This window comes from Methanosarcinales archaeon Met12, from assembly GCA_002813105.2.
Lineage (GTDB): Archaea > Halobacteriota > UBA148 > UBA148 > JAJOKI01 > JAJOKI01.
Map to the genome: position 1 here is coordinate 958016 of CP017966.2, position 26586 is coordinate 984601.

Annotated in this window: 30 protein-coding genes and 3 tRNA genes; 17 read left to right on the forward strand and 16 right to left on the reverse strand. The window is 47.0% G+C overall.

What is annotated here, in order from left to right; translation table 11 throughout:
* Window positions 1-50: 50 nt before the first annotated feature.
* Genes trpA through trpD form a run of 7 tightly spaced genes read right to left on the reverse strand, consistent with a single transcriptional unit; the run spans window position 51 to window position 6496 of the window.
* Entirely contained in the window at window positions 51-836 is a 786-nt protein-coding gene (gene trpA / locus BME93_06115; GenBank protein ID WRQ72895.1) for a tryptophan synthase subunit alpha, read from the reverse strand.
* A complete protein-coding gene (trpB, locus tag BME93_06120) occupies window positions 833-1993 on the reverse strand; it encodes a tryptophan synthase subunit beta (protein ID ATZ61840.2) in 1161 nt (386 codons plus the stop codon). The genes trpA and trpB overlap by 4 nt, the downstream gene beginning before the upstream one ends.
* Window positions 1994-2749 carry an indole-3-glycerol-phosphate synthase gene (locus BME93_06125; protein ID ATZ61621.2) on the reverse strand — a complete coding sequence of 252 codons (756 nt, stop codon included), beginning with the start codon at window positions 2747-2749 and terminating at the stop codon, window positions 1994-1996.
* Entirely contained in the window at window positions 2736-3320 is a 585-nt protein-coding gene (locus BME93_06130) for an aminodeoxychorismate/anthranilate synthase component II (protein ATZ61622.2), read from the reverse strand. The genes BME93_06125 and BME93_06130 overlap by 14 nt, the downstream gene beginning before the upstream one ends.
* The gene (gene trpE, locus BME93_06135) at window positions 3317-4891 is read right to left on the reverse strand and encodes an anthranilate synthase component I (GenBank protein ATZ61623.2); all 1575 of its coding nucleotides are present in this window, start codon (window positions 4889-4891) and stop codon (window positions 3317-3319) included. Before trpE ends, BME93_06130 begins: the two co-directional genes overlap by 4 nt.
* Complete coding sequence (locus BME93_06140) at window positions 4809-5474, reverse strand: phosphoribosylanthranilate isomerase (GenBank protein ATZ61624.2); 666 nt, start codon at window positions 5472-5474, stop codon at window positions 4809-4811. Before BME93_06140 ends, trpE begins: the two co-directional genes overlap by 83 nt.
* Complete coding sequence (gene trpD / locus BME93_06145; GenBank protein ATZ61625.2) at window positions 5471-6496, reverse strand: anthranilate phosphoribosyltransferase; 1026 nt, start codon at window positions 6494-6496, stop codon at window positions 5471-5473. The genes BME93_06140 and trpD overlap by 4 nt, the downstream gene beginning before the upstream one ends.
* Before the next feature lie 99 nt (window positions 6497-6595).
* Between trpD and pheA the strand changes: the two genes are divergently transcribed.
* Together pheA and BME93_06155 are read left to right on the forward strand one after the other, a co-directional pair.
* The gene (gene pheA / locus BME93_06150) at window positions 6596-7411 is read left to right on the forward strand and encodes a prephenate dehydratase (protein ID ATZ61626.2); all 816 of its coding nucleotides are present in this window, start codon (window positions 6596-6598) and stop codon (window positions 7409-7411) included.
* A 39-nt stretch (window positions 7412-7450) separates the two neighbouring features.
* Window positions 7451-7666, forward strand: coding sequence for a hypothetical protein (locus tag BME93_06155; protein ID ATZ61627.2), 216 nt, complete (start codon window positions 7451-7453; stop codon window positions 7664-7666).
* Window positions 7667-7934: 268 nt separating this feature from the next.
* Here the strand turns inward: BME93_06155 and yciH are convergent, their stop codons facing one another.
* Window positions 7935-8240, reverse strand: coding sequence for a stress response translation initiation inhibitor YciH (gene yciH / locus BME93_06160; protein ATZ61628.2), 306 nt, complete (start codon window positions 8238-8240; stop codon window positions 7935-7937).
* 108 nt (window positions 8241-8348) lie between these two features.
* Between yciH and BME93_06165 the strand changes: the two genes are divergently transcribed.
* The 9 genes from BME93_06165 (at window position 8349) to panB (ending at window position 14383) form a co-directional block, all read left to right on the forward strand.
* A tRNA-Val gene (locus tag BME93_06165) sits at window positions 8349-8450 on the forward strand.
* 20 nt (window positions 8451-8470) lie between these two features.
* Window positions 8471-8742 (forward strand) — tRNA-Gln (locus tag BME93_06170).
* A 90-nt stretch (window positions 8743-8832) separates the two neighbouring features.
* Window positions 8833-8906 (forward strand) — tRNA-Trp (locus BME93_06175).
* 70 nt (window positions 8907-8976) lie between these two features.
* Entirely contained in the window at window positions 8977-9690 is a 714-nt protein-coding gene (locus BME93_06180) for a helix-turn-helix domain-containing protein (protein ATZ61632.2), read from the forward strand.
* A 9-nt stretch (window positions 9691-9699) separates the two neighbouring features.
* Entirely contained in the window at window positions 9700-10740 is a 1041-nt protein-coding gene (locus BME93_06185; GenBank protein ID ATZ61633.2) for a hydroxymethylglutaryl-CoA synthase, read from the forward strand.
* Between the two features lie 4 nt (window positions 10741-10744).
* Window positions 10745-11917: a thiolase domain-containing protein gene (locus tag BME93_06190; GenBank protein ATZ61634.2), complete on the forward strand. Its 1173-nt coding sequence runs from the start codon at window positions 10745-10747 to the stop codon at window positions 11915-11917.
* Between the two features lie 4 nt (window positions 11918-11921).
* Window positions 11922-12320 carry a Zn-ribbon domain-containing OB-fold protein gene (locus BME93_06195; GenBank protein ATZ61635.2) on the forward strand — a complete coding sequence of 133 codons (399 nt, stop codon included), beginning with the start codon at window positions 11922-11924 and terminating at the stop codon, window positions 12318-12320.
* A gap of 1 nt (window position 12321) precedes the next feature.
* The gene (locus BME93_06200) at window positions 12322-13599 is read left to right on the forward strand and encodes a hydroxymethylglutaryl-CoA reductase, degradative (protein ATZ61636.2); all 1278 of its coding nucleotides are present in this window, start codon (window positions 12322-12324) and stop codon (window positions 13597-13599) included.
* A complete protein-coding gene (panB, locus tag BME93_06205) occupies window positions 13586-14383 on the forward strand; it encodes a 3-methyl-2-oxobutanoate hydroxymethyltransferase (protein ID WRQ72896.1) in 798 nt (265 codons plus the stop codon). Before BME93_06200 ends, panB begins: the two co-directional genes overlap by 14 nt.
* Window positions 14384-14506: 123 nt before the next feature.
* On the opposite strand, the gene BME93_06210 is transcribed toward panB, so the two are convergent.
* Window positions 14507-14980, reverse strand: a complete 474-nt coding sequence (locus tag BME93_06210) for a toll/interleukin-1 receptor domain-containing protein (GenBank protein ATZ61637.2) — start codon at window positions 14978-14980, stop codon at window positions 14507-14509.
* 154 nt (window positions 14981-15134) lie between these two features.
* Here BME93_06210 and BME93_06215 point away from each other — a divergent pair, with 154 nt between their 5' ends.
* On the forward strand, window positions 15135-15929 hold the full coding sequence (locus tag BME93_06215) for a radical SAM protein (GenBank protein ATZ61638.2): 795 nt from the start codon (window positions 15135-15137) through the stop codon (window positions 15927-15929).
* Here BME93_06215 and pyrI read toward each other — a convergent pair.
* The gene (gene pyrI / locus BME93_06220; protein ATZ61639.2) at window positions 15924-16391 is read right to left on the reverse strand and encodes an aspartate carbamoyltransferase regulatory subunit; all 468 of its coding nucleotides are present in this window, start codon (window positions 16389-16391) and stop codon (window positions 15924-15926) included. The two genes, BME93_06215 and pyrI, sit on opposite strands and share 6 nt — an antisense overlap.
* Complete coding sequence (gene pyrB, locus BME93_06225; protein ATZ61640.2) at window positions 16388-17317, reverse strand: aspartate carbamoyltransferase; 930 nt, start codon at window positions 17315-17317, stop codon at window positions 16388-16390. Before pyrB ends, pyrI begins: the two co-directional genes overlap by 4 nt.
* A gap of 99 nt (window positions 17318-17416) precedes the next feature.
* Between pyrB and BME93_06230 the strand changes: the two genes are divergently transcribed.
* Both BME93_06230 and BME93_06235 read left to right on the forward strand, forming a co-directional pair.
* Complete coding sequence (locus tag BME93_06230; protein ID ATZ61641.2) at window positions 17417-18724, forward strand: nodulation protein NfeD; 1308 nt, start codon at window positions 17417-17419, stop codon at window positions 18722-18724.
* Window positions 18725-19480 carry a slipin family protein gene (locus BME93_06235; protein ATZ61642.2) on the forward strand — a complete coding sequence of 252 codons (756 nt, stop codon included), beginning with the start codon at window positions 18725-18727 and terminating at the stop codon, window positions 19478-19480.
* 12 nt (window positions 19481-19492) lie between these two features.
* Here BME93_06235 and BME93_06240 read toward each other — a convergent pair whose 3' ends face one another.
* A complete protein-coding gene (locus BME93_06240; protein ATZ61643.2) occupies window positions 19493-20233 on the reverse strand; it encodes a methyltransferase domain-containing protein in 741 nt (246 codons plus the stop codon).
* An 11-nt stretch (window positions 20234-20244) separates the two neighbouring features.
* Window positions 20245-20586 carry a nascent polypeptide-associated complex protein gene (locus tag BME93_06245; GenBank protein ID ATZ61644.2) on the reverse strand — a complete coding sequence of 114 codons (342 nt, stop codon included), beginning with the start codon at window positions 20584-20586 and terminating at the stop codon, window positions 20245-20247.
* Between the two features lie 70 nt (window positions 20587-20656).
* On the opposite strand from BME93_06245, the gene BME93_06250 reads away from it, so the two are divergent.
* The 3 genes from BME93_06250 to BME93_06260 all read left to right on the forward strand — a co-directional run bounded on the left by BME93_06250 (window position 20657) and on the right by BME93_06260 (window position 22844).
* A complete protein-coding gene (locus BME93_06250; protein ATZ61645.2) occupies window positions 20657-22108 on the forward strand; it encodes an NAD(P)H-hydrate dehydratase in 1452 nt (483 codons plus the stop codon).
* Window positions 22109-22299: 191 nt separating this feature from the next.
* Entirely contained in the window at window positions 22300-22611 is a 312-nt protein-coding gene (locus tag BME93_06255) for a hypothetical protein (GenBank protein ATZ61841.2), read from the forward strand.
* The gene (locus BME93_06260; protein ATZ61646.2) at window positions 22593-22844 is read left to right on the forward strand and encodes a DUF2283 domain-containing protein; all 252 of its coding nucleotides are present in this window, start codon (window positions 22593-22595) and stop codon (window positions 22842-22844) included. The genes BME93_06255 and BME93_06260 overlap by 19 nt, the downstream gene beginning before the upstream one ends.
* Before the next feature lie 155 nt (window positions 22845-22999).
* Here BME93_06260 and BME93_06265 read toward each other — a convergent pair whose 3' ends face one another.
* From BME93_06265 to BME93_06275, 3 genes are all read right to left on the reverse strand, one after another.
* Window positions 23000-24580 (reverse strand): GTP-binding protein, encoded by a 1581-nt coding sequence (locus BME93_06265; protein ID ATZ61647.2) that lies wholly within the window; start codon window positions 24578-24580, stop codon window positions 23000-23002.
* A 23-nt stretch (window positions 24581-24603) separates the two neighbouring features.
* Window positions 24604-25431, reverse strand: coding sequence for a class I SAM-dependent methyltransferase family protein (locus BME93_06270; GenBank protein ID ATZ61648.2), 828 nt, complete (start codon window positions 25429-25431; stop codon window positions 24604-24606).
* 103 nt (window positions 25432-25534) lie between these two features.
* The gene (locus tag BME93_06275; GenBank protein ID ATZ61649.2) at window positions 25535-26575 is read right to left on the reverse strand and encodes an NMD3-related protein; all 1041 of its coding nucleotides are present in this window, start codon (window positions 26573-26575) and stop codon (window positions 25535-25537) included.
* Window positions 26576-26586: the final 11 nt, after the last annotated feature.

Here is a 26586-nt window from a genome sequence, read left to right on the forward strand (position 1 = left end):
GTTACTATGTCACATACTAGCACGCTATTGACTTAAAGATATCGAAAAATTCATTTCGTGGCGCCTTTGAGCGTTGCTGCCAACTCCTCCAACTCTTCCAGCATATCTGCCCCGTCCTTTGCGATGACGTCCATAAAAGCAGAGCCGACGATTACACCATCTGCGCCAGCATCGATTAAACTCCTCACATGCTCTGGTTTGGAGATTCCAAATCCAATGGCTGTTGGAACAGAGAGGGATTTTTTGTTAACGAGCTTCAATATTTCATTCGCCTGGTCCGCGATATTCTCTCGTGCACCGGTTACGCCCAATCGCGACACCACATAAATAAATCCCGACGTCCTCTTCAGGATGCGTTCAATTCTTTTCTCCGTCGTGATAGGCGTGACCATGAAAATCAAATCGATGTCATATTTCCTGCAACCCTGATATAGCTCATCGGACTCCTCAACGGGTAAATCTGGAACGATTATGCCGGAAATGCCAGTGGATTGACACTCAGAAATAAATCGCTCTACTCCTCTCTTGAGGATTATATTATAATAGGTCATTACGACTAACGGGACATCCACTTTTATGGACCGAATGAGTTGAAAGAATCTATCGGGGTTCATGCCGGCTGTGAGTGCCCTGTCCATCGCCGCCTGAATTGTCGCTCCATCCGCTATTGGGTCTGAAAACGGCAGGCCCAGTTCGATGATATCTACGCCTCCATTGACCAATGCGTTTACTATCTCAACGGTCTTCTGGGAATTTGGGTCGCCAGCACAAATGTATGCAATCAACGCACCCTCTTTTTTTCTGCGGAGCGCCTCAAATGCGTCTTTGATGTTCATCTTATCCTCATCACCGTCTCAACATCTTTGTCCCCTCTTCCTGACAAATTAATGATGGTCAGGCCACCTATATCATCTGCTTTTTTAGCATAGGCAATTGCATGGGCAGATTCCAGTGCCGGAATTATCCCTTCCAGTCGACTGAGCATATGAAATGCATCAAGAGCACCAGCATCACTGATATTTCTGACCTTGACGCGTCCGACCTCTGCGAGATATGCCAGTTCCGGACCTACTCCTGAATAATCAAGTCCAGGGGCAATGGAGTGCGACTCCAGTATCTGCCCATATTTATCCTGGAGCACTTTCGTGCGTGCACCATGAAGCACGCCGTCTTCGCCCATGCACAGTGAAGCGCTTCCGAGAGTGGTTTTAAGGTCCTCTCCGCCAGCCTCTATGGCAAACAGGTCAACATCGTCATCGATGAATTGATAAAATATGCCCATCGCGTTACTCCCGCCCCCGGCGCATGCTATAATCGAATCAGGCAATCCCTCTTCTTTTTCGAGAATTTGTTTACGCGTCTCACGACCGATGACACTCTGGAGGTCTCTGACGATGGTCGGATATGGATGTGGCCCCACTATAGAGCCTATCAGATAATAGGTATCTTTCACGTTGGTCACCCAGTCTCTCAATGCCTCGTTGATGGCATCTTTCAGCGTCTGGGAGCCGGATTTTACCGGTATGACCTCTGCGCCGAGTAGCTGCATCCGGTATACGTTCATTTTTTGACGTTCGATATCTTTCGCGCCCATGTAGATTATGGTTTCAAGTCCCAGTACTGCACCAGCCATCGCCGTCGCAGTCCCGTGCTGTCCCGCGCCAGTTTCAGCGATGATGCGCCCCTTTCCCATGTATTTCGCCAGCAACGCCTGGCCGATCGTGTTGTTCAGCTTATGGGCGCCTCCGTGTACGAGGTCCTCACGCTTTAGGTATATTTTCGTGCCAACTGCCTCGCTCAACCGCTTTGCATGGTACAGTGGCGTGGGGCGCCCGCCAAAGTCCTTTAAATATCGATTTAATTCTTGCGTGAATTTATGGTCATCTCTATACTGTTCATAGCCCCTCTCAAGCTCTTCCAGCGCGGGCATCAGCGCTTCCGGGACGAATTGCCCCCCGTATCCATTAAATTTCTTCTTCATAATTTCATCCATCTATACTCTCAACGCATTGACTAATTCTTTAACCTTGCTGATATCCTGCATTATTGCCGTACCGACCAGGACGACATCCGCACCTGCCGTGATGACCTTTTCAACGTCTGCTGCATTTTCGATGCCGCTTTCACTGATTATCATGCATTGCGGACCCTTATCCCTTATTATTGGCGCCAGTTCTTCCGTGACCGACAGGTCTACTTTTAGCGTATCCAGGTCTCTATTATTAATTCCAATTATCCTCGCAGGAGTTCTCATCGCCATCTTAATTTCATCTTTGGTATGAACTTCTACAACGGGCTCAAACCCGTAGAACATTGCCCTATTTACGAAGTAATTGAGGTCATCTCCAAGAACTCGTGTGATGAGCAATATCATATCGGACTCGACTTCTTGCAGCTGTCGACTATCTATGATGAAATCCTTGCGAAGCACAGGCACATCCACACTTTCCCGCACCGCCCTTAGGTTCTCGATGCTTCCACCAAAGAACTTCGGCTCGGTTAATACTGATATTGCAATAACATCATCTTGCAGATATTTTGCAATTCGCACCGCTTCTTTTGCATCTATCATTCGAATCCTGCCCTCCGAGGGCGAAGACGGTTTAATCTCCGCTATCAAAGGAACTTTTTTCTCCTCCTGTTTCGCCCCTATCCTCCTGATTACGTCCCTATTCTGGACTCTGAATGATTTTGTTTTTATATGCTCAACTCTTTTTTTGGCATCTGAGAGAATATCATCGATCAGCATGGCGCACCATCTCTAGAAAATTTTGGACCATTTTTCTTCCACATGGTGTCAATATGCTTTCCGGGTGGAACTGCACACCTTCGATGAGGTGTTTCGTGTGGCGCATTCCCATGACCACGCCATCATCGCTTAGGGCAGTAATCTCGAGTTCATCTGGCACGTCGACTGCTGCTAACGAATGGTATCGCCCACCCATTAATGGGTTCGGCAGTCCACGAAATATCGTCTTGCCGTCATGTCTGATATTCGATGTTTTGCCATGTACTGGACCGGATGTCGAATGGGCGATAGTGCCGCCAAATGCGACACATATCGCTTGGCACCCGAGACATACGCCGAGTATGGGTGTGCCTTTAAACTCACGGATTGTCTCCAGGCATGAGCCGATATCAGCTGGGTGGTGTGGGTTTCCTGGTCCTGGCGATATTACAATGGCATCTGGATCGATTTTTTTAGCCTCCTTGATGGACGTCGTGTTGGGCACGATAATGGTCTCGGGTTCGTCCACTCCCACGTAATCTACCAAGTTGTATACAAACGAGTCCCTGTTATTGATAAATAGTATCCTCATCTACCCGCCTCCAGCATTGCAACAGCTTTCATCATTGCCTCCATCTTTTTTTCGGTCTCGTAATATTCGTATTCTGGGACCGAGTCTGCCACGATTCCGGCACCTGCCTGGATATGGAGTTGCGTTCCATCCTTCACGATCGTTCTGATGATGATCGCGAAGTCAGCATCCTGATTGAATGAAAAGTAGCCGATGCCCCCTGCATAGATGCCCCTCGCTTCAGTCTCCAGTTCATCGATGATTTCCATTGCCCTGATTTTTGGAGCGCCAGAAACAGTTCCAGCTGGAAAGACTGCCCGCACAGCATCGAACATATCGCAATCATCTTTGAGCTCCCCGGTCACCGTGCTTTCAAGATGCTGGACATGAGAATATTTCAGGACCGACATATAGTCTTCGACTTTGACCGTCCCTGGTTTGGATACAATACTTACATCGTTCCTCCCCAGGTCCACCAGCATAACATGCTCCGCTACCTCTTTTTCATCGCACTTCATTTGCTGGGCAAGTCTCTCATCCTCTTCGTTGGTCATCCCTCTTTTCCGAGTGCCGGCAATCGGATTTGTGATGATTCTTTTACCATGAACGGATACCAGCGTCTCGGGACTTGCGCCGACGATCGCTCTATCCCCAAACTGCATACAATACATATATGGCGATGGGTTGATCTCTCGCAGTTTTTTGTAAATTTGCAATGAGTCGCAATCGGCTTCGATTTCATATCGCCTGGAGAGGACTACCTGAAAAATGTCCCCATCGTAGATGTACTTCTTCGCCTTTTTGGCCATCTGCTCGTACAGGTCCTTGTTCGTATTGGGCTCGAGGTCTCCGATGGAAATTGTTTCAGGTCGATATGATGGCTTGGCGGCTATGCGTTTCCCGATATCCTCTATGCTTTCCGCACTCTCACCATAGACTTTTTGCAGCTCTGAATCGGGAGTTATCAAGGCATTCGAGATTATGTATGTATCTTCTTTCAAATGGTCGAATAGTATCGTCGACATGGAAAGCATAAACAGTATGTTCTCTGACCTCAACTTTTGATGTCGGCTTTTTATATCGATGTGCGTGTCAAATACGGTGTCATAGGCGATATAACCGAGTAGACCGCCAATAAAGACGTGCCTGTCAAAACAGAGGTCTGTGTCGTAATTGATGCGACCGTTCCAGATGGATGCGAGCAGGTCGAATTGGTCTCCATCTTTTTTGGTCTGTCCCATCAAGGAATGGAACCGTTTACCGATGTCATCCAGTGCCTTAAATTTTAGTGTACCGCCATCGATTGATATAATTGCATTTGGGCTGGCGCCAACAAATGAGAAGCGTGCATGCCTTTTCTCTCCTTTTTCTACCGACTCCAGGATATATGAATGTCCGTCCGCACTATACAATGCCTCATAACAATATATGGGGGATTTTTGGAATGATGATTTTTGATACAGGGGAATTATGCACGGCTTTTTCTGCGCCTCCGCCATGTCCAGAAACTCATCGCGATTGAGATTGAGCATGAACCACCTCGCTGATAAATGCGCGAACTTTGCGCCCGACTTTCTTGCCGTTGACCTCAACGCCAGAAGCCACATCCACTGCATATGGCTTGACGATGGAAATCGCCCTGCTGACATTTTCAGAAGTCAATCCGCCTGCCAGAACTACCGGGAGTGGGCAGTCGTCCACGATCTTGGCGCTGACCTCCCAGTTGTGCACCACTCCAGTTCCTCCTGGCTTGTACTCAATCGTATCGAGCAATATCGCATCAACGGCACTGGCCACTTCGTTCACCCGTGATATGGTGCCATTGAAGTCAGATACCCCAATCGTCTTGATGATGGAAATATCGATGCGATCCCTCAACTGCTGGAGTTCTTGAAGCGATAAATCGCTATGAATCTGTACGGTATGCGGACAGACATCTTCGACCATGGCTATTGCTTCGCTGGCACTTTCTGGCATGATTACCAGGACGGAATTGATGAAAATTGGCACTTTTTTTACTAAGGAACGCGCTGTGTCAGTACTGATTTTACGTGGCGTGTCAACTGGGACATCTGTGATGAAGCCCACCGCATCTGCGCCGCACTCTACCGCCATATCCAAGTCTGCAAGCGTCTTGATTCCGCATATCTTGACCCTCACGTTTCCATACTTCATAAAAATCTCTCCAGCCGACTTATTTCACCAGTTCTTTCAACCATCTCCCTTAGTTTTGCCAAAGCGGCACCATCATCTATTGCTCTCTCGGCCTTCTGCACGCCTTCTTTCAGGTCGCTTACGCCACCGCCGACGAAGATACCTGCAGCAGAGTTCATCACTATGATATCGCGCTTTGGACCATGTGCGCCCTTTAAAACCCTGATTAGGTCCCTGGCGTTCTCTTCTGGCATTCCGCCTGCAATGTCCTTCGGGCTCACTTGCTGAATTCCCAAATCTTCCGGCATAATGGAATATGTTCTGACCTGTCCATTCTTTAGTTCGGCTATTGTCGTCTTTCCTATATTCGATATCTCATCTAGGCCCTCTCCGGCAACCACCAATGCCCTTTGAGAACCAAGAATCTTTAGAACATTGGCGAGTTTCTGGCATAACGTCCTGTCATAAACACCGATTACCTGGGCATCTGCATTTGCCGGGTTGGTAAGAGGTCCCAAAATATTGAACACGGTTCGCACGCCGATGTCTCTTCTCGGTTGTATCACTCGTTTCATGGCAGGATGGAATATCGGCGCAAGCATAAACCCGATTCCAATGTCCTCGATCAAACGTTTCACTTCTTGCGGTTGGAGGTCTATCTTCACACCCAGCTCTCGCAACACATCAGCGCTGCCGCATTTAGATGTAATCGAATAATTGCCATGTTTTGCTACGGATATCCCAGCAGAAGCCGTCACGATGGCAGCCGCTGTGCTTATATTAATCGTATTATACTTGTCGCCGCCAGTACCGCACGTATCTATCAACGGACTTATGTTCACAGATATGGTATGCGCTGCTTTTTTCATACCCATTGCCAGTCCAGCTATCTCTTCAAACGTCTCCCCTTTCATCCTCAAGGCGATTAGAAAGGCACCAATCTGTGCATCCGTTGCAGATGTCAGAATCTTTTCCATTGCGCTCTCCGATTCTTCTATCAAGAGGCCCCTTCTTTCGCTTAATTTGGCTATAATCTCCTTCATTTTAATCACTGTATAGATATGTACTCTAATGTATGATATTGTTCATTACATTTAAAGGTTGTGTTTATTTATATTCTCACAACCTAACTATGCATAGCTATGATGATTGGGCTATTGGGGCCAGAGGGGACATTCTCGGAAAAGGCCACAAAAAAATGGAACGACAGGGCGGAACTCTCATATTATGATGACATTTTCGATGTGGCAAAAGCAGTGGCCGCTAGAGAGGTGGACTGCGGAATAATTCCCATCGAGAACTCGTTGGAGGGTTCGGTTGGCATGACGCTCGACGCCCTTCTACGTTTCATATCAGACGAAACCAAAATAATCGGAGAAATCGTCATCCCCATTAAACACTGTTTGCTGATGAAGGGCGACATCACGGACATCAAGGTGATTCTTTCACACCCTCAGGCACTAGCACAGTGCCAGCAGTTTATAAAGAATCATTTCGGAGACATTGACATCCAGATGACAGCAAGTACTGCTCATGCCGCACAGCTAACATCAAAGTCAAAGGAAATGGCAGCCATCGCCTCAGAGGAATCTGCGGACAAATACGGCCTCAAGGTAGTTCTGCGTGATGTCCAGGGTCAGAAGGAGAATTATACGCGCTTCATCGTGCTCGGAGGGCCAACTCCAGAGCCAACAGGAAAAGACAAAACTTCCATCATCGTATATCTGCGGAAAGACAGACCGGGGGCGCTCTATGAAATATTGGGCGAATTCGCCTCCAAAAATATCAATTTGACTAAGATAGAATCCAGACCAACCAAAAAGGCTTTAGGGGATTATCTATTTTATATAGATTTGGAGGGACATATCGCGGACAAAAAAGTCCAGGAAGCCCTGAATATGGTTGAAAAAAAGGCAGGTGTGCTAAAAGTGCTCGGGTCATATCCGAGAGCGGTATAAGTGATTCCCATGAAATGGAATACTATGAAACAGAATACTATGAAACAGAAAATTATTGCCATTCTTATCATCGTCTTTATGCTCACTTCCACGTTCGCATTCTTAATAGGCGGTGGAGATGGTGACAGGCAGGAGGACGGATTGCAGCAGGACAACAATTCGGCTGCTAACGAAACGGCCCTGGCAAACGAGTCGTATGTGTCAGAATGGGATTTGCAACGTGTGTGGTGTCCGGATTGTGGCGTATGGAAATAGGATAAAAATATTCATACTATTCTGGACTGGATTGAAACTCACGCGTCTCGAAGGTCTGATGTTACTCGGCGTGTACTGCGCTTATATGGCCTATTTATTCGCCTAAACCCAGTTCATCATTTCTCTCTAAAACTATCCTTTTTTATTACAAATTTATTTGTAATTCCTACGGGATTTCAACATATCGCAGATGGAACACCGACTAACTCGGAAGAGTTAGACGGACTCACAGATCTTCGATCTGTGACCTCTGCGAGAGTTGTAATCCTTATGGGATTTCAACATCGATAAATCCCTTCTTCATGAGTATTTTTTTTACCCTGTCTTTATGATTTCCTTGCAACTCTATCCGTTCATCTTTGGTTGTTCCACCGCACGCCAGTCGTGATTTCAAGTAACTGGAGAGTTCACCAATATCGATCTCATGTGGGTCAAGCCCCTCGACAATTGTGACCTCTTTTCCATATCTACGCCTGTTCACTTTGATTACTATTCTTTGTTGCTCTTTTGCAACTTCCTCGCAAACGCAGAGTTCGCGGGGTAAGCCACAAATGGAGCACATTTCTGAACTCATTTTTTCTAAAGCCCTCCAAGATAATTTATATCTCTCATAACATATAGATGAAATGGTTCTTGGGATAATCTTATGGTATGTAGGGGCGTTAGTGTGTTGTGACAATATGGGCCCGTGGTCTAGTTGGTTATGACATCGCCTTTACACAACCCTCTTCAGCTGAACGGGTGTAGATGGCGGAGATCACCGGTTCGAATCCGGTCGGGCCCATAATATCATACATCTGTGTAAGTCCCGTAGGGTAGCGGTCAATCCTGTAGGCCTTTGGAGCAACCTTTTCCAAAAGGTTGAACTAAAAACAGAAAGTACTGCTCGAAGGAGCATAAAATGATCAACCTGCTCACTGCTCCGTGTGGCAGATGGAACATCTGCCACTCCGTCTAAATCTCCGGATTTAGTCGGCAGTGAGAGGGTCTCTACGAAGTAGAGACTCCTGTTTGCAGGTTGGTTTGCAGGTTGCTGAAGATAGCCTGCGACGGCGGTTCGAATCCGCCCGGGACTACTCTAGCCAACTGAAACAAAGTGGAATGTTGGCTTTACCGTGCCAGCTTTAGGTTTAAGCTGGTTCTGAATCCGCCCGGGACTACTTTGTGGGGCTGTGGCCTAGTCTGGAAGGGCAGCTGGCTCCAGACCAGCCGATCGTGGGTTCAAATCCTACCGGCCCCATTTTACTTCGTCTAATGCCGATGCTTAATTCGTTAAATTTATAACCAATCTTGACCATCTATTACTTCTAATGGACGAAAACGAACTCATTGATGTTCGTAAAAGATTGGCCGAAAAGATGGCTGGGGAAATAACCATCTCTGACAATCCAGGTGAAACTCTCAAGAAATGGAGAAAGAATTTCGAGATAGCCCAAATCGACCTTTCAAATTTTTTGAATGTAACACCTTCGGTTATCAGCGATTATGAAAATGGGCGCCGCAAGTCTCCAGGGACGCTTATCATAAACAAGATCATAAATGCATTGTTGACAATAGACTTACAAAGTGGCGGCAATAAGATTAGAATTTATCAAAATATCTTGGACCGCGGATTCGACATCAACGTAGTCTATGATATCCATGAATATTCGATACCGCTCAAACTCGATGACTTTGCCAAGATGATCGATGCAGAAAAAATTACAGGGAATTTCGCCAAAATGATTAACGGGCATACGATAATCGACAGTTTGAGAGCAATCGTGGAACTATCTTCCAATGAGTTCTTCAGATTATATGGGTGGAGTACTGAAAGGGCATTGATTTTTACGAGGGTATCCACTGGCAGGTCGCCACTGGTAGCGATTCGAGTTACCAATTTCAAGCCAGGCGCCGTAGTTTTTCATGGGTTAAATGTATCGAAAGTAGACCCCATCGCGAAGAAGATCGCAGAAATAGAACAGGTGCCGTTGATGACGACCAATCTACCCATAAACGAGTTGATCAAGGCATTGAGGAGTTGAAATAGTCGTATGAGCATTGGAATCACAAGTTATGGCGCATATATCCCACGGTATCGGATCAAGATTGAAGAGATTGCAAGGGTATGGGGCGACAATCCAGACCAGATTAAAAAAGGATTGCTTGTATATGAAAAATCCGTGCCGGACATTGATGAAGATGCGGCGACCATTGCGGTAGAGGCTGCAAGAAATGCGGTTCGCAGGAGCGATATCGATCCCATGGAGATCGAAGCGATTTATGTTGGTTCAGAGAGTCACCCCTATGCAGTCAAACCTACGGCTACGATAGTTGCAGAGGCGATCCAGGCAACGCCTGACTTGACTGCTGCAGATTTTGAGTTCGCCTGTAAAGCAGGCACGGTAGCCATTCAAACCTGCATGGGGATGGTAGCCGCCGGAATGGTCAATTACGGCATGGCCATTGGCTCGGACGTTTCACAGGGTGCACCTGGTGATGCGTTGGAGTACACAACAGCCGCTGGCGGAGCTGCTTACATCATTGGAAAAAGGAATCTTATCGCCAAAATAGAGGACACCACATCATTTACTACGGATACTCCTGACTTTTGGAGGCGAGAGGGAATGAATTATCCGATGCATGAGGGGAGGTTTACTGGCGAGCCTGCATACTTCAAACATATCGTCTCCGCGACAAAGAACCTGATGATGAAAAACGATACGAAACCCAGGGATTATGACTATGTGGTATTCCACCAGCCCAATGGCAAATTTCCATTAAAGGTGGCCAAAATGCTGGGATTCTCGGAAGAGCAGGTTAGACCAGGGTTGGTTGTATCTATGTTGGGCAATACCTACTCTGGCTCATCATTGATAGGTCTGGCATCAATCCTCGACCAGGCAAAAGCGGGGTCCAGGATACTGATGACATCGTTCGGCTCGGGTGCCGGCAGCGATTCATTTTGTATTACCGTGACCGATGGCATCGAGGATGTGCGAGGCAGGGCACCAACCGTTCAGGAGCTTCTGAAAAACCCCAAGTACATAGATTATGCAGTATATGCAAAACACAAAGGAAAAATAGTGATGTGATTATATGCGGGACGTTGCAATAATTGGGATAGGCTGTACGCATTTCGGCGAAATGTGGGAGAGGTCGTTTAGAGATATGTTCGTCGAGGCCGGTTCTAACGCTTTAGCCGATGTGGCCATTCATGGCGAAGAGATCGATGCACTATACGTTGGAAATATGAGCGCTGGCAGGTTCATCGATCAAGAGCATATCGGCGCCTTGATAGTCGATTACGCAGGGCTGGCAGGCTCATTGCATATCCCCAGTACGCGGGTAGAGGCCGCATGTGCATCCGGTGGACTTGCTCTGCGGCAGGCATTTCTTGCAGTTGCCTCGGGCCACCATGATATCGTGGTGGCGGCTGGTGTTGAAAAGATGACCGATGTTGGAACTGAGACGACGATCGACACGCTCGCTTCTGCCGCTGATAGGGAGTGGGAGGTTTTCATGGGTGCTACGTTTCCTGGATTATATGCCATGATTGCACGCTTACATATGCATAAATATGGTACCACTCGGGAGCAACTGGCACAGGTAGCGGTTAAAAATCATCACAATGCAACGATGAATCCCAAGGCACAGTACAAAAACGAGATATCGATATCAGCCGTTTTGAACTCCGCAATGATAGCGGATCCACTTAGGGTATATGATTGTTCGCCGATCACCGATGGTGCTGCCGCCATAGTACTTGCGCCAGCGGAGGTCGCACGTCAGTTCACTGACACTCCTGTGTACGTAAGTGCTTCGGCGCAGGCAAGCGATACCATCGCACTCCATGATAGGCGAGATATCACCACCCTTGATGCGACCGTACATGCCACTAAATGGGCGTATAAGAAAGCAGGCATAGGGCCAGAAGATATCCACCTGGCAGAAGTTCACGACTGTTTTACTATCGCTGAGGTCTGTGCAATCGAAGATCTTGGTTTCGTCAAAAAGGGCGAGGGTGGTCCTGCCACCGAAGAAGGTATGACTGCACTGGATGGCAAGATACCGATAAACCCAAGTGGCGGCTTAAAAGCCTGTGGACATCCAGTTGGTGCAACGGGCATAAAACAAGCAGTGGAAATCGTCTCACAGCTTCGGGGAGAGGCAGGAAAACGACAAGTGGCTAAAGCAGAGATAGGTTTGACCCATAATGTCGGAGGGACAGGTGGAACGACAATAGTCCATATACTGAGCATTAATAGGTGATAACATGACAGTGCCAAGATTCTGGAGACACATATCGGCGAGATATAATTTAATTGGAACGCGGTGTAACAGTTGTGGGGAATGTTATTTCCCTCCGAGGACCACCTGTCCAGTATGCAGAAGAGATGGGAAAATCACAGAATACAGGTTCAAAGGAACTGGAGAAGTAGTCACATATACGGTGATATATTCGGCATCTGACAGTTTCAACAAGCAAACACCATACGTGCTTGCCATAATCAAATTGGAGGAGGGGCCACGATTGACAGGGCAGGTAATATGTGGCCCCGAAGAAATCCAGATTGGCATGAAAGTACGGTCTGTTTTCCGGAAGTTGGGGGAAGACGGTCCCGAAGGCATCATATATTATGGCACCAAATTCATACCAGCGGGCGTGTCTTAGAATGAATAAAACCTCGAGGATTCCTGGTTTCTATAAGCTAAACTCTAAAAAAAGGAGAGAGAAGGTCAAAGAGTTTGCTGCCCTGGATGATATATCTCTAAAAAGCATCAGCAAAACCGGGGCACTGGAATTGGATAAAGTGGACAATATGATCGAGAATGCAATCGGCGTAATGGAAGTGCCTCTTGGAGTTGCTACGAACTTCTTGATCAATGACAGGGACTATTTGATACCGATGGCAACCGAGGAGCCTTCTGTCATCGCAGCCGCCAGCAATGCCGCTAAAATAGCAAGACATAACGGGGGCTTCACAGCAAGTACAACAGAGCCGATAATGATAGGGCAGATTCAAATGATGTGCGAAGACCCATGCGCCGCAAGGCAGGCTATTCTAAGTGCAAAAGGAGATATCCTAACGCTGGCAAACGAGCAGAATCCGACATTGGTAAAATTTGGCGGCGGGGCTAAAGATGTAGAAGTACGAATCATCGAAACTTCAATGGGTCCGATGGTGATTGCTCATTTACTTGTCGATTGTCGTGATGCAATGGGGGCAAATGCGGTCAATACGATGGCAGAGGCAGTGACACCCCTGATTGAAGAGGTTACTTCTGGCAAGGCATATCTCAGGATTATTTCCAACCTGGCAGTTAAGAGGATGGCTAAAGCGCAGGCGACCTTCTCCAAGGATGCACTGGGTGGAAAAGATGTCGTCGATGGAATAATTGTGGCGCAGAAATTCGCAGAATCCGATGCATACAGAGCTGCGACGCATAACAAGGGCGTAATGAATGGAATTTCTGCTGTGGCTTTAGCCACTGGCAATGATACGAGAGCCGTCGAATCGGGTGCGCACGCATATGCGGCAATATCGGGGAGATATAAGCCCCTGACGAACTATGAGAAGGACGGGAATGGGGATTTAGTAGGGACAGTCGAGCTGCCAATTGCGGTCGGCACGGTCGGTGGTGCCACCAGAGTTCATCCGACGGCAATGGCTAACCTAAAGATTTTGGGGGTGAAAACCGCATCGGAACTGGCGCAGGTGATGGCATCGGTTGGCCTGGCACAAAACCTCGCTGCGCTTCGCGCTTTGGCGACGGAGGGAATACAGAAAGGGCACATGTCCCTGCATGCAAAAAACATTGCAATTATGGCAGGTGCGACTGGCGACATGGTGGATAAGATTGCAGATGCTCTGGTCGAAGAGGGAAGAATACGATTGGACCGAGCCAAAGAGCTTCTGGAAAACTGCGAGGGGGAATATGAGAAGGGATAAGGTCACCGTGCCAAAATTGATGGAAATGAAGAAATCCGGAAAGAAGATTACCATGCTCACCGCCTATGATTATTCTTTTGCAGAAATATTGGATGAAGCAGGCATCGATGTCTTGTTGGTAGGGGATTCCTTGGGAAATGTGGTCTTGGGCTATAAGAATACCCTTCCTGTGACGATGGAAGATGTTATCCATCACACGAAAGCGGTTTCCAGGGGCGTAAAGAACGCTTTAGTAGTCAGCGATATGCCCTTCATGTCATACTTTAGCAGAGAAGAGGCACTGAGAAATGCTGGCAGGTTGATTCGGGCAGGAGCGGAAGCCGTCAAACTAGAGGGTGGTTTGGCGTTTGAGGATAAAATCAGAGCGTTGACCGAAGTTGGCATCCCGGTCATGGGGCATGTTGGCTTGATGCCACAATCCATACACCAGATGGGGGGCTATAAGGTTCAGGGCAAAACTCCAGAGGGGATGAAAAAGATATTGGATGATGCGAAAGCTGTTGAGGGTGCGGGAGCCTTCTCGATAGTATTGGAGGGAATACCATCAGACATGGCAAAAAAAATCACCGAAGAACTAAAGATTTTGACAATCGGTATCGGCGCAGGAGCTCATTGCGATGGGCAGGTTCTCGTGACCCACGACCTCCTGGGATTCTATGATTCCACTTCAAAATTCGTGAAGAGGTATGCAAATCTGAGGAAGGTCATATTGGAGGCATCCAGAAAATATAAAGAAGACGTGGAGGAAGGAGCGTTTCCCACCGATCGATATGGCTATTCATGACGCGGTCACATATCTTAAATAATCTTTCTTAATCGTTATCTGTCACCAAGCAAAATTTGGGCGAAGCGTTGCGAAGCACCGTAACCAGATACGCTCTGTTAGGCGAAGTGCGATTTCCTGTTCTCACTCTTTCCTTCCAAGCAGCCAAGCTAGAAAGATAAGTCCTACTATCCCCATAAGGACTGCTTGCTCATTTTCCTTCACTTTTTTAAGTTGTTGTAGATATCTAAGAAGCGTTGACAAGGCCTTCTCCGGGTTGTAAAAGTCAAAGGGGATATATTCTCTACCCTCTAACATAGCAAGACTCTGTTCTTGTATACCTGGTTGAACAAGAGGAATAATTCGCTTTCCACTAGCTTCTGCAAAGCCTATTTCTTGTTGAACATAAGAAGAAAATTGACTGTTATGGGTAAGCAAAACCACTAGAGTATCAGAGTCTCGGATAGCTCGTTTTAACTTATCAGCGATGAGCGTTCCCGGTTGATGATCATGTTCGTAAAGATAAACATCGATGCCAATATTTTTTGCATTGACAGTTATCCACTCAACCCAATCCCTATCTACGCTACTATGACTCAGGAAAATTTTATAAACCATTTACATTCCCCCTATTGCTATTCGCATTTCGCCTAACAGGTTGTTTACGAACAAATAGTTCATTTGTAGTTGACGAGTAAAAGCCTTTCGCTTTGCTACTTCTGAGCGACTCAGGCGTGCGTTATGTTATATAGTCCCTGTAGCGATATGACAAATGGTAAGAGAGATGGACCACCCCTGTTTCGATGAAGACGCACATTTTCGCGTGGGCAGGATACATTTACCTGTCGCGCCACTGTGCAATATAAAATGTCGATTCTGCGTACATGGCGTTTGTACGTCCAAGTGTGTTAGACCAGGCGCAACCTCTAAGATAATGACTCCGCAAGAGTCAATCATCGCTGTAGAAGAGGCGATTGTGGAAGACCCACAAATCAAGGTGGTTGGAATTGCCGGACCCGGGGATCCGCTGGTCAATGCACAAACGTTTGAAACGCTGGAGATTATCAAGGATCGTTTTTCACAGTTAATTACGTGTTTAAGCACCAATGGTCTATTGTTGCCCAACAAGATACGACAACTACATCAATTAGGTGTCGATTACGTGACCGTGACGGTCAACGCATTCACGCCTCAGACGGCGGATAAGATATATGAGTGGTTATATCTCGATGGCAAAAAAACCAAGGACACGTCCATATTGCTGAGAGCTCAGCAGCTGGGCGTTCAACTTGCGCACGAGCTGGACATACCAATCAAAATAAACACGGTGCTGATACCGGGCGTGAATGAGCACGAGGTTGAAGAGATAGCTCGATGGGGGTCCAAATATGCACTCGGTATGAACGTCATGCCGCTGATACCACGGGGTGAATTTGGATGGATGAAGAGGCCAACCTGCACTCAGATGAATCGCGCCAGATTATCAGTCAGTAAACATATGCGGCTTTTCAAACACTGCAAACAGTGCAGGACTGATGCGGTAGGCGTGCCTGGTGAGATGTTATAAAAGATGCTCCACGATATTCTCGGAGATTATGCGCTCACAGTAAATACAGCGCAGCTGTATGCCTGTCTTCTGTTTTTCGGTGGTGAATCTGGATACCACCGGCTCTATTGTATTTGAAATGCAATTTGGGTTGGCGCACCTCACAACACCCTCTATCTCGTCAGGGATGTCTACCTTATGCTTCCCTGCCACATTGTACTTGCGGATGATGTTGATAGAAGCAGACGGTGCAATCAATGCAATCTTGTCCACTTCACTGGGTTTTAATTCTCGTCCTTCGATCTTGACGATGTCTTTTGTGCCGATCGCCTTACTCGTGACGTTCATGACCACACTGACCACTTCCTCCGTCGTCCTGTTGATACCGAGAATTCGTAGCACGCTGAGCGCCTGCCCTGCCGTGATATGGTCTATGACCGTTCCATTTTGAATCGGGCGCACGTAAAGTCCATTCTTTTTCATTGCGCATCACCCAGTACGAGGCGTAGTATCGCCATTCTCACCGGAATGCCATAGAACGCCTGTTTGAAATATCTGGCATGTTTAGTGTAATCTACGTCCTTGTCGATTTCATCCGCCTTCGGAAGCGGATGCATGATTATCATATCTTCTTTGGCATTCCGCAACGTCTCGGTTGAAATGCGATATGTCCCCACCACTTCATGATATTCGCTGGGATCTGGAAAGCGCTCCTTTTGGATTCTGGTGACATAGAGAACATCCATGTCGGAAATCACATCGGACAATTTTGCAGTTTCGACCACGTTTGCCCCTCGTTTCTTTAAATCATTCTTGATATCGAGCGGTATTCGAAGTTGTTCAGGGGAAACTAAATTTATCTCTGCGCCATACAGCGATAGCGCATATGCCAGCGAATGTACGGTTCTGCCGTATTTCAGGTCTCCTATAAGTGCAATACTCAGGTCTTCAAGATGTCCTTCTCGTCTGATGGTGTACAGGTCCAGCAGGGTCTGCGTAGGATGGTGTCCTGCACCATCTCCTGCGTTTATAATCGGAATATCGGATATCTCCGCTGCCATACGTGCGGCACCCTCTCTGGAATGCCTTAGCACAATGGCATCCGCATATCCTCCAATTACCCGGAGCGTATCGGTAAGCGTCTCGCCTTTTGCTGCTGAACTGGCTTCTGTGGATACTATACTGATGACATCTCCGCCCAATCGCTTCATAGCGGTCTCAAAAGACAGTCTGGTTCTTGTGCTTGGCTCATAGAACAACGTCGCTAAAATCTTGCCTGCTAATAAGTCGGACCCCTTACCTTTACCGCGCGCAAACGGTTCGAGCGCCTCGGCTTTTTTTAATATGTAATCGATCTCCTCACGTGAGAAATCCTTCATTGAGATGATATGTCGCCCGGCAAATTTCATCGAATTTAATATAATATAAATCAGGCTTAAAATTATTGATAGGAGCAAATTTATATCATACCGTAATATCATATGCTATGCGTTTGAGGTAACATCGTCATGAAAATATGGACTTTGTCAATCATTTTGATGCTACTCCTGACATCGGGAATCGGTGGCGCCAGGTCATCAGAGAACATAGTATACGTCATCGAGATTGAAGGAATGATAACCGCTGGCACGGCGCTTCACGTGGAGAACGGAATAGAAGATGCAGTGGACATGGGTGCGTCAGCGGTGCTGCTCCAGATAGACACTCCAGGTGGGCTTGTGGGCGCCACGATAGATATTATAAAAGCTATCGATAATTCGCCAATTCCCGTGATAACATACATACCGAGGGGGGGCATCGCCGCATCTGCCGGGACGTACATCCTGCTTGCGGGCCATGTGGCAGCCATGTCGCCAGGAACCACGACGGGTGCTAGCATGCCAGTCATGGCAGACCCAGCAGGTGCGCCGGGACCAGCCGACAACAAGACGATATCATACATGGCGGGGTTTATGAGAGGTATCGCCGAGAGAAGGGAAAGGCCGGTTGATGTCGCAGAGCGCTTTGTCACCGAGAATTTAGTACTAACCGCAAGCGAAGCGCTGGAGGCGGATGTTATCGATGTAATTGCAGATGATGTTCGCGGTCTGCTTGAGAAAGTCGACGGCATGACGACCATGGTGATGGGGGCGGAAACCCATCTGCAGACGGCAGATGCAGAGATATATGTGAGGGAGGAGAAGATTAGGGACCAGATCATCGATATACTCAGCAATCCGCAGGTAGTGTTTATACTGCTGTTAGTAGGCATATATGGAATAATATTTGGATTCAGTTCGCCTGGAACATATGTGCCAGAGGTGATAGGTGCGATATGCTTAATCCTGGCGTTGTATGGTCTTGGAACATTTGACGTTAATATGTTTGGCATAATTCTGATAATAGCGGCGGTGATATTGTTTATCGCAGAAGTGCTCACGCCCACCCATGGTATTCTAACGGTGGGCGGCGTCGTTTGTCTCATACTCGGGGCATTCATGTTGCCACAAGAGCCTTTACTCGCGGAAGAATGGTTCAGAACGTTCCAATTAATTGTGCTTGGAATGGCTGGCACCTCTGTAGCATTTTTCATATTCGGAGTTGGTGCCGTGATGAAAACGAGAAGGAAGAAACCAACGACAGGTATTGATGAATTGATCGAAAAGACAGCCAGAGCCGAGACGGACATCGACAAGGAGGGCAAGGTCAAGGTCAGGGGAGAGATATGGAATGCGAGGGCAGAAAACGGGGCGATAAAACAGGGAGAAACCGTAAAGATTATACGTGTGGAGGGGCTAACTCTTTTTGTTAGAAAAATAAATAAGGAGCGCGAATAAATGGAACTATTGATACTCGGAATGATTATAGTGGTGTTTATGATTTTATCGTCCGCGGTAAGAATTGTAAACGAATATGAACGTGGCGTGATATTTAGATTGGGACGACTTGTCGGTGCCAGAGGACCTGGACTCTTTTTCATCATACCCATAATTGAGGAAATGAGGAGGGTGGACCTGAGAACGGTCGCCTTTGACGTGCCGCCGCAAGAGGTCATCACCAAGGATAATGTCACCACAAGGGTAAATGCCGTCGTGTATTACAGGGTGATGGACCCTGAGAAGGCAATCACCCAGGTAGAACACTATCCTCTCGCAACGTCTCAAATGGCTCTAACGACGTTGAGGGGCGTGATAGGCCAGGCTGAATTAGATGAACTGCTATCAGAGAGAGTTAAATTGAACAAGAAGATACAAGAAATCGTCGACGAAGCGACAGACCCATGGGGAATCAAAGTTTCCGCAGTCGAGATAAAAGACGTGGAGCTGCCAAAGGAGATGCAGAGGGCGATGGCATCCCAGGCAGAGGCGGAAAGGAATAGGCGAGCGCGAATCATTCACGCCGAGGGTGAGAAACAAGCCTCTCAAAAAATAGCAGAAGCAGCAGACATCCTGAGCAAACAAGAAGGCGGAATGTTCATACGTACCCTCCAAACGATAGCAGAGGCCACGACCGAAAAGGCGACCACGGTCGTGATTCCCTTGCCGATCGAACTTCTACAAGCTCTCGGATACTCCAAGAACAAGAAAAAGTGAAAAGGGGAAGTTTTATAACCGTGCTATTGTGATAAATCCAGTGTGCCCCACTCGCGTGGAGGGGCGCGTCCCACGCCTCTCAAATTTAATTTCGCGTTCCATGCATTCTATGGTCCGCACGCTTGAGAATTTTCCATGATCAATTGCGGTGCGTATCTTTTTCGTCTGCTCAAAAAATGGAGAATATGTCACCAAATATCCGCCTGGATTGAGCACAGCTCTCACATGCGGTACTACTTGGTCTGCATCCATCATGTCAAGGGTTATCACATCGAATTTCTCGTTTAGGTTTGCCATCTCAGGGATTATGTCGCCGTGCATCACTTCGACGTTCTTCATGCCCGCAGTTTCGATGTTCTTGCGTGCCACCCTGACAAATTCTTCGTTTTTTTCATATGTGATCACTCTCTTAGCGACATTGCCGAGATAGATTGCCAGAATCCCGGAACCCGTTCCCGCATCGAGCACAGAGTCCCCGCCGCCCAACCCCGTGTATGCAAGGATGATTCCGATGTCCTTTGGCATCAAAGGAACACCTGTCCTTTTGCAGTGTTTGAAAAAATCCGGTGCCCTTGGCCTTTGAATGATGTATTCGTGATTCAGGTGCGTAGAAATCGTGTCACCGAATTCCTTTTCGCGTAATTTGCATAATTTGATCGTTCCATAACCCGTATGAAATTCGTCATCTGAAACTGCGACTAAATGCTCACATTTTTTGTCCGTGAGCAGTACAGGGGTATCATCGGCTATCATGCTTTCATCTTTTATTTCAGTTTCAGTATCGCTTCTGCCAGATCGCCTTCCGTTTCCTTCAGCGCCTTTCTTGCCTCAGACTCGGATGCCCCGCTCTGCTCTACCACGAGCTGCACATCTGCCTCGGTCGCCTCCAATTCGCGCTGGCGCTCTTCTGGGGTGCCGACAACCTGATACGTTTTTGCACCCCTGACATTCATTATCGTGACCTGGGCGTCATTAAAAACGATGTCCCTGTTCGATGTTCTGATGATGACTTCCTTCACGTCCTCGACATCTTCAACGTCGATGCCCATCTGTTTCATCATCTGTTGCATTTTTCTTGGGTTCATGCCCCTCATTCCAGGAATCATAATATCATCTCGATGTATAGGCACTATACCAGCATAAATCTTATACTATTGGACTATGTAAACCATACTTATGTCCGAAATCATCACGTCAAAGCAGATGCGAGTGATAGACGTCAACTCAGAATATTTCGGCGTTCCACGCATGGAGCTGATGGAGAATGCTGGCAAGGCTGTTGCAGATGCAGTTCGAAAACGACACGCCAGTGGCAAGATCACACTCATAGCAGGGCGCGGCAATAACGGAGGGGATGCGTTCGTAGCCGCCCGTTATCTAAAGGGATTCGATATCCACGTCATGTTGCTATGCACTCCTGAAAATATACGGACAAAAGAGGCAAAGGTTAATTGGGATAGGTTAAAAGATACTGATGCGACCTTAACAGAAGTGCATGATACGGAAGATATCGACCGTGATGGGGTCATAAATTCGGACATCATCATCGATGCGATATTTGGAACGGGCATTCGTGGCCCGATCAGGGAACCAGAAGCAAGCGCAATCGACCTGATTAATGAGTCAAACGCGTTCGTGATATCTGTGGACGTCCCAAGTGGGATGGACCCGGATACAGGCAAGGGCATAAAAATGGTTCACCCAGATTTGACCATTACCTTTCATAAAATGAAAAAGGGATTGGCGACCATGCCAAACGTTGAAGTTATGGGCATAGGCGTGCCAGAAGAAGCGGAATTATTTGTAGGGCCTGGAGACGTTCACTCATTAGTATATAGAGATTCGGATAGCCATAAAGGAGATAATGGGCGCATACTGATTATTGGAGGAGGTGCGTACGTCGGCGCACCCGCACTTGCTGCATTGGCGGCACTTAGGACTGGCGCAGATATAGCAACCATCGCTGCACCAGCCAGCGTCTCGGACATCATCGCATCGTTCTCACCGAACTTGATCGTGTCCTCGTTAACGTCTGATATACTCACGCTCGACGACCTGCCGATCATAACAGAACTGGTGCAGGAGCACGATGTCGTGGTTATCGGCATGGGGCTGGGCAGGGACGAATTGACGCTGAGGGCGGTTAAAGCAATCATCCCCATCTGTAAGAAGGTCGTGATCGATGCCGACGCATTATCTGCACTGGACCTGCCGCTGGATGGCAATGCCATAATAACTCCACATGCAGGCGAATTTAAACGATTGACTGGGCGTGACATCCCGAAAAACTGGAAGAAGAGAATGGAGGTGCTCAAGGAATTTGCAAGAGAGAATGGATGTGTTGTATTATTAAAAGGCAAAATAGATATAATATCTAATGGCCATACGGCAAAGGCAAATCAGACCGGGAATGCTGGCATGACCGTTGGAGGAACTGGAGATGTGCTTGCTGGTGTTGTCGGAGCATTCTATGCAAAGAACGATGCTTTTGAGTCGGCTGCTGCTGGAGCTTTTATAAATGGGCTTGCCGGGGATATCGCATTTGGGGAATATGGATTTGGACTGCTGGCGACAGATGTGATAGATGCCATTCCAAAAGCCATCAAAAAGACAAAAGATGAAGTTTAGGATTTGTTCATAAGAATCTGCCAACTTAAGGAAAAGATTGAGAAGCAAATTTATACACTTCTCTATCAATATGAAGGTTAACAAGTTCGTATATCCTTCTAGATTGGGGCAAAATGCGAATTTCGTATATATTAAGTTATACGCCATGCCTGTGAATAATCTTAATATCCATAAGGGAAATTTAATAGAATATGGACATAGTAAGGTCTAAAAACGGTGTCCCAATAAGATTGACAGAGGAGAGATGGATTCATATTACAGAAGAGCATCCAGAGATGGCAGGCTATTATTTTGAAGTTCTCGAAGTGGTGGAGGGGGCAGAAGCAATTTATGAAGGTAAGACTGGGGAGCGTATAGCAGTAAGGCAAATAGAGAAGGATAAATATATTGTAGCAATATATAGGGAATTGAGTAAAGAAGATGGATTTGTGATTACCGCCTTTTTAACGAGGTGGAGAAAAAAGCTTGAAAGGAGGCGAAAGATATGGCAGTGGGAGAAGTAAAGAGGATAATGAATCTCGTACCTGACTTGTTGGAGGTGCCGTATTCAAGGATTTGGACATCTTACGATAAAGAAGCCGATGTTTTATACATTAACTTCAAGAGGCCAAGCCACGCGGATGATTCTGAACTCACAGATGATGACCTTATAATCAGATATGAAAAAGGAGAAATTGTGGGGATTACCATACTCAACGCAAGTAGGAGAAAGATAGGATATGAACACGGCATATAACAGAGCGTATCTGGCTACGGTGCTACGCACCTCCGCCCAAATTCCCTTTTAGGGAACTTCAGATACACTCGATACGTTATACACAATTGCTTCATCTCTATTTATAGGTGTTAAGTTGACATTCCTCTGTTCACAGAACTGAAATAGGGGAAAGGTTATCTTGCCTCGAAGACCTTCAAAACCCTTCCAATTCCCTTGCTCTTGCCCTCTCTGAAGATGAACTTCTCTCCTTCATAGATATGATATGGCCTGAACTTGAAGCGCATGGTGACACGCCCCGTCTGCCCTGCCATCATATATTCCTGCTCCAATTTCTCAAATGTGGCAGTTTCCGCTATGGTTTCAATATGGACAACTGGTTCATATCCCTTTGCAATGCGTGTCGGATGATTTAATATTATGACCTCTGCTTCAAACTCCCGAATTGATTTAATTTCCTTTTCACACAATAACATGCCCCTCCAGATGTCGGAGGGCTTGGCGCCTTTGAGCGCTATCCCAACGATGTCGCCGGCGCTTGCTTTATCCACCCTGTAATAGTGTGTCTCGATGGTCTGCACCTTGACCGGGATGGAGCCTCCATCGTCGGTCGGGCCAAGTTGCAGATGGTCTCCAACTTTCACCTCGCCTTGCTTGATCGAACCACTCACTACAGTTCCAACTCCTGTCACTTGATACACCTTATCGACATACATCTGGAACGGCTTTTGAGCTCCCAGATTTCGTTTCGGCAGCTGGAACAATAACTGATCGAGCAGGTCAAATCCCGCCTTCGTAACGGATGAAACTCTGAGAATAGGGACTATCACTCCATCATTCAATCTATTGGAAATGGCGTGGAGGTCTGATTTTGATTTTATGCGCAATGGAATCTTTCCAACCACTTTAAGTATATGCATAATCTGTTTTTCCGTCTCTGCTGTATGTCCCTCTTCCACTCTATCGATTTTTGTGATGGCGATTATTGTCGGCAGCTCCATTGCGAGTAAAATTCCCAGATGCTCTTTTGTGACATGAGTCGCCCCATCGTCCGCCGCCACCACGAGCAACCCATAATCCAGTTTCTGACCGACGATGCCCCTTATAGTGGTCCTCAACCATGGCTCGTGACCGACGGTGTCCACGAAAGATATCAGTTTGTCCACCGATTCGACCACTCCTGCCTTTTCTTTCTTGCTCAGGGGATTCTTCAGACGAATTGCCTTTCCATTTTTAAATCCATATACACTATAAGACAAATCAGCGGACAGCCCCCTTTCGATTTCATGGGGCTGTACGTCCAAAAATATGCGGGTCTTGCCAGCTCCATCGTCCATTATTCCAGTAACCAGAGAGCCTACCAATGTACTCTTCCCGTGATCCACGTGTCCTGCCGTACCAATCAGTATATGCTCTTTGGCAGGGAGGTGACTCTTAATGGTAAGGAGCCCAACATATCCCTTGTTTACCTTATATTCTTTACAGTCCGTGACCTTGGCACCAGCCTCAAGTGCGATACAGTTCAAAACAGATAACGTCTCTTTATACTTAGAGGATGATATGCCGCGCAACATACCTCCATCGGTCACTCCAACTACATAGAGCGCGGTACCATTCCCCATACTCAACCTGTGCTTCATCTGGCAGACTAACCCCTGCCTCCGTTCATCCTTCAGGTGCAACTCTTCTGTTAGATATTCTTTGAACTCGATGTTTTCCTGTTCTCCATTGTCAAGTATGGTCTCCAATTGGTCCATCGTATCATACATCGGGTTAAAGCCTAAAATACTTGCGCATCAATTACGATGTGCCAGACGCCTGGAGAGTATTTCTTGACCTTATGCGATTTCTGTATTTTAACGGATTTGCCCAGCATTTCGGCCGTAGCTATGATTCGGTTGATTGGACGGCCAAAACACAGTTTCTCAGGTGTCGTTTCGTGATAGTGAAGAATTCCCCCAGGCTTAAGCGCATTTATCCCATGGGCTAAATGATGAAATGCCTCAAAACTGCCCATAATCGCTCTATCAGCGATGCCAACTGGCGTTTTTATGGCGCAATCTCCGTGCACTGGCTGGACGATGTCCCCCACTTTATTGAGTTGAACGTTCTCGCACAAATAGCGATATGCAAGAGGATTAACCTCAATTGCGACTATCTTCTTTGGTTTTGAATGTACTGCCATCGGGATCGAAAAGTATCCTATTCCTGCGAACATGTCCACGACGATTTCGTCTTTACCGAGCTTGGACATCCTTTTTCTTTCGTCCAGATTTCCAGGCGAGAACATGATTTTAGTTGCATCCAGCTTAAATCTGCACCCATTCTCCTTGTGGATTGTTTCTGTGTCATTGCCTGCAATTACCTCGACGTTTGGCTCCCTGTACGGACCCGAAATCCTTCTCATCCTCAACACGGTCTTGCATCTTGGATAAAATTTGAGGAGGGCTTCGCCAATCACATATTTCCTGGCTCTCAATTGAGGCGGGATGCTAACGATTATAATATCGCCGAGAATCTGCCACCCGCCCGGCAACAATTCCAACTCATCTTTACTCAATGCACCAGTTAGTAGCTTTGGGAGGGTGGCGTTCGATTCTCTGGACATAGCTCTTATTGGTAGTTAACCTTGATGACTTATATCGTTTTATGCGAAGAAAGGAGTTTGCGATAGGTAATTTGGGCGATGATTGTATCAGGTATATGAGTGATCAACTCTCTTTCGGCAAAATAAACATGCCCTTCTCGGTCTTGACGACCAAAACATCATCTCCGCTCTCCGCAGTTAAAAAAGGCGGCCTTGGCAAAGTCATTGGCTTGTATGAATCAGGGTCGAGAATTTGGATTTCGTCATCCTGCACCATCGTCAGAATGGTCGCTTCAGCATCAGATTCATGGCACAGTAATTTCACTCCTTTCAGTTTCTTGGCATCTGAAATAAAACGTGCGCCAGTCATTAAATCAATCCCGATTACCTTTTTTCTAGAGTCCGTTATCTGGATTACGCTGTCTCTCAGTGAGATGATATCTCCTGGCATGAGGTTAGGGATGCGCACCGCAAAGGAAATTCTGTAGATGTTCTTTCCGTCCCGTTGTCCGACCAATTTTGACGCCTCTGAAAAATTCCCTCCAAATTTATCTATGATGGCTTTGGATATCTGCCTGCCAATCTTAATCGCCCCTACATATATATCCATGCCCTCTTTCAGGTGTTTAATATCCGAAATAAAGGCATTTTTACTGAGCTCCTGGATTTGTTTGATGACCGTATGCGCAATCTTCTCTGAGATGTGCCTTTCCATCTCCGTCAGAGTGCGCCCGCTTGCCCTGACCTGTACGATGCCCTCATAGTAACCCCCGGCAATTAGACTACATCTATCACATGCCCTCTTTTTGATCCGAACCTCGACATCAAACTCTTTGAAGACGTCCATCCTCTGCACCACGGCATCCACACGAACGTGTACCTTGCTGGCGCATCCATCAGATACTTGAGGTTTGAGTGCAATGCGCAGCTCATTGGCATCGGGATGGATATTCAATTGAGACATGGCGATTGGAGTTACGGCATCTGCATAATCATGGTATTTGGTCCATCTGCCACCGACAAAACAAGCCCTACACGTTGGACATATCTCAAGTTCCAACATAGATGGATGCTCAATTAGATTGAAGTGTTTTAGAAAACAGGGTGTGCAAAGCCCTTCTTTGGATTCTCGCCCACAACCTGGACAAAATAGTGATGGAGTCATTATGTACTAAC

Bases quoted from the DNA above. Each gene is read 5' to 3' on its own strand.
- BME93_06250 (ATZ61645.2), top strand. From the start codon at position 20,657: ATGTCCGAAATCATCACGTCAAAGCAGATGCGAGTGATAGACGTCAAC.
- BME93_06140 (ATZ61624.2), bottom strand. From the start codon at position 5,474: ATGAAGTATGGAAACGTGAGGGTCAAGATATGCGGAATCAAGACGCTT.
- BME93_06155 (ATZ61627.2), top strand. From the start codon at position 7,451: ATGAAACAGAAAATTATTGCCATTCTTATCATCGTCTTTATGCTCACT.
- BME93_06275 (ATZ61649.2), bottom strand. From the start codon at position 26,575: ATGACTCCATCACTATTTTGTCCAGGTTGTGGGCGAGAATCCAAAGAA.
- BME93_06265 (ATZ61647.2), bottom strand. From the start codon at position 24,580: ATGGACCAATTGGAGACCATACTTGACAATGGAGAACAGGAAAACATC.
- trpA (WRQ72895.1), bottom strand. From the start codon at position 836: ATGAACATCAAAGACGCATTTGAGGCGCTCCGCAGAAAAAAAGAGGGT.
- BME93_06215 (ATZ61638.2), top strand. From the start codon at position 15,135: ATGGTAAGAGAGATGGACCACCCCTGTTTCGATGAAGACGCACATTTT.
- yciH (ATZ61628.2), bottom strand. From the start codon at position 8,240: ATGAGTTCAGAAATGTGCTCCATTTGTGGCTTACCCCGCGAACTCTGC.
- BME93_06210 (ATZ61637.2), bottom strand. From the start codon at position 14,980: ATGGTTTATAAAATTTTCCTGAGTCATAGTAGCGTAGATAGGGATTGG.
- BME93_06230 (ATZ61641.2), top strand. From the start codon at position 17,417: ATGAAAATATGGACTTTGTCAATCATTTTGATGCTACTCCTGACATCG.
- BME93_06200 (ATZ61636.2), top strand. From the start codon at position 12,322: ATGAATAAAACCTCGAGGATTCCTGGTTTCTATAAGCTAAACTCTAAA.
- panB (WRQ72896.1), top strand. From the start codon at position 13,586: ATGAGAAGGGATAAGGTCACCGTGCCAAAATTGATGGAAATGAAGAAA.
- BME93_06190 (ATZ61634.2), top strand. From the start codon at position 10,745: ATGCGGGACGTTGCAATAATTGGGATAGGCTGTACGCATTTCGGCGAA.
- BME93_06245 (ATZ61644.2), bottom strand. From the start codon at position 20,586: ATGATTCCTGGAATGAGGGGCATGAACCCAAGAAAAATGCAACAGATG.
- BME93_06195 (ATZ61635.2), top strand. From the start codon at position 11,922: ATGACAGTGCCAAGATTCTGGAGACACATATCGGCGAGATATAATTTA.
- trpD (ATZ61625.2), bottom strand. From the start codon at position 6,496: ATGAAGGAGATTATAGCCAAATTAAGCGAAAGAAGGGGCCTCTTGATA.
- pyrI (ATZ61639.2), bottom strand. From the start codon at position 16,391: ATGAAAAAGAATGGACTTTACGTGCGCCCGATTCAAAATGGAACGGTC.
- pheA (ATZ61626.2), top strand. From the start codon at position 6,596: ATGATGATTGGGCTATTGGGGCCAGAGGGGACATTCTCGGAAAAGGCC.
- trpB (ATZ61840.2), bottom strand. From the start codon at position 1,993: ATGGATGAAATTATGAAGAAGAAATTTAATGGATACGGGGGGCAATTC.
- BME93_06270 (ATZ61648.2), bottom strand. From the start codon at position 25,431: ATGTCCAGAGAATCGAACGCCACCCTCCCAAAGCTACTAACTGGTGCA.
- BME93_06240 (ATZ61643.2), bottom strand. From the start codon at position 20,233: ATGATAGCCGATGATACCCCTGTACTGCTCACGGACAAAAAATGTGAG.
- BME93_06235 (ATZ61642.2), top strand. From the start codon at position 18,725: ATGGAACTATTGATACTCGGAATGATTATAGTGGTGTTTATGATTTTA.
- pyrB (ATZ61640.2), bottom strand. From the start codon at position 17,317: ATGAAATTTGCCGGGCGACATATCATCTCAATGAAGGATTTCTCACGT.
- BME93_06125 (ATZ61621.2), bottom strand. From the start codon at position 2,749: ATGCTGATCGATGATATTCTCTCAGATGCCAAAAAAAGAGTTGAGCAT.
- BME93_06180 (ATZ61632.2), top strand. From the start codon at position 8,977: ATGGACGAAAACGAACTCATTGATGTTCGTAAAAGATTGGCCGAAAAG.
- BME93_06255 (ATZ61841.2), top strand. From the start codon at position 22,300: ATGGACATAGTAAGGTCTAAAAACGGTGTCCCAATAAGATTGACAGAG.
- BME93_06260 (ATZ61646.2), top strand. From the start codon at position 22,593: ATGGCAGTGGGAGAAGTAAAGAGGATAATGAATCTCGTACCTGACTTG.
- BME93_06185 (ATZ61633.2), top strand. From the start codon at position 9,700: ATGAGCATTGGAATCACAAGTTATGGCGCATATATCCCACGGTATCGG.
- BME93_06130 (ATZ61622.2), bottom strand. From the start codon at position 3,320: ATGAGGATACTATTTATCAATAACAGGGACTCGTTTGTATACAACTTG.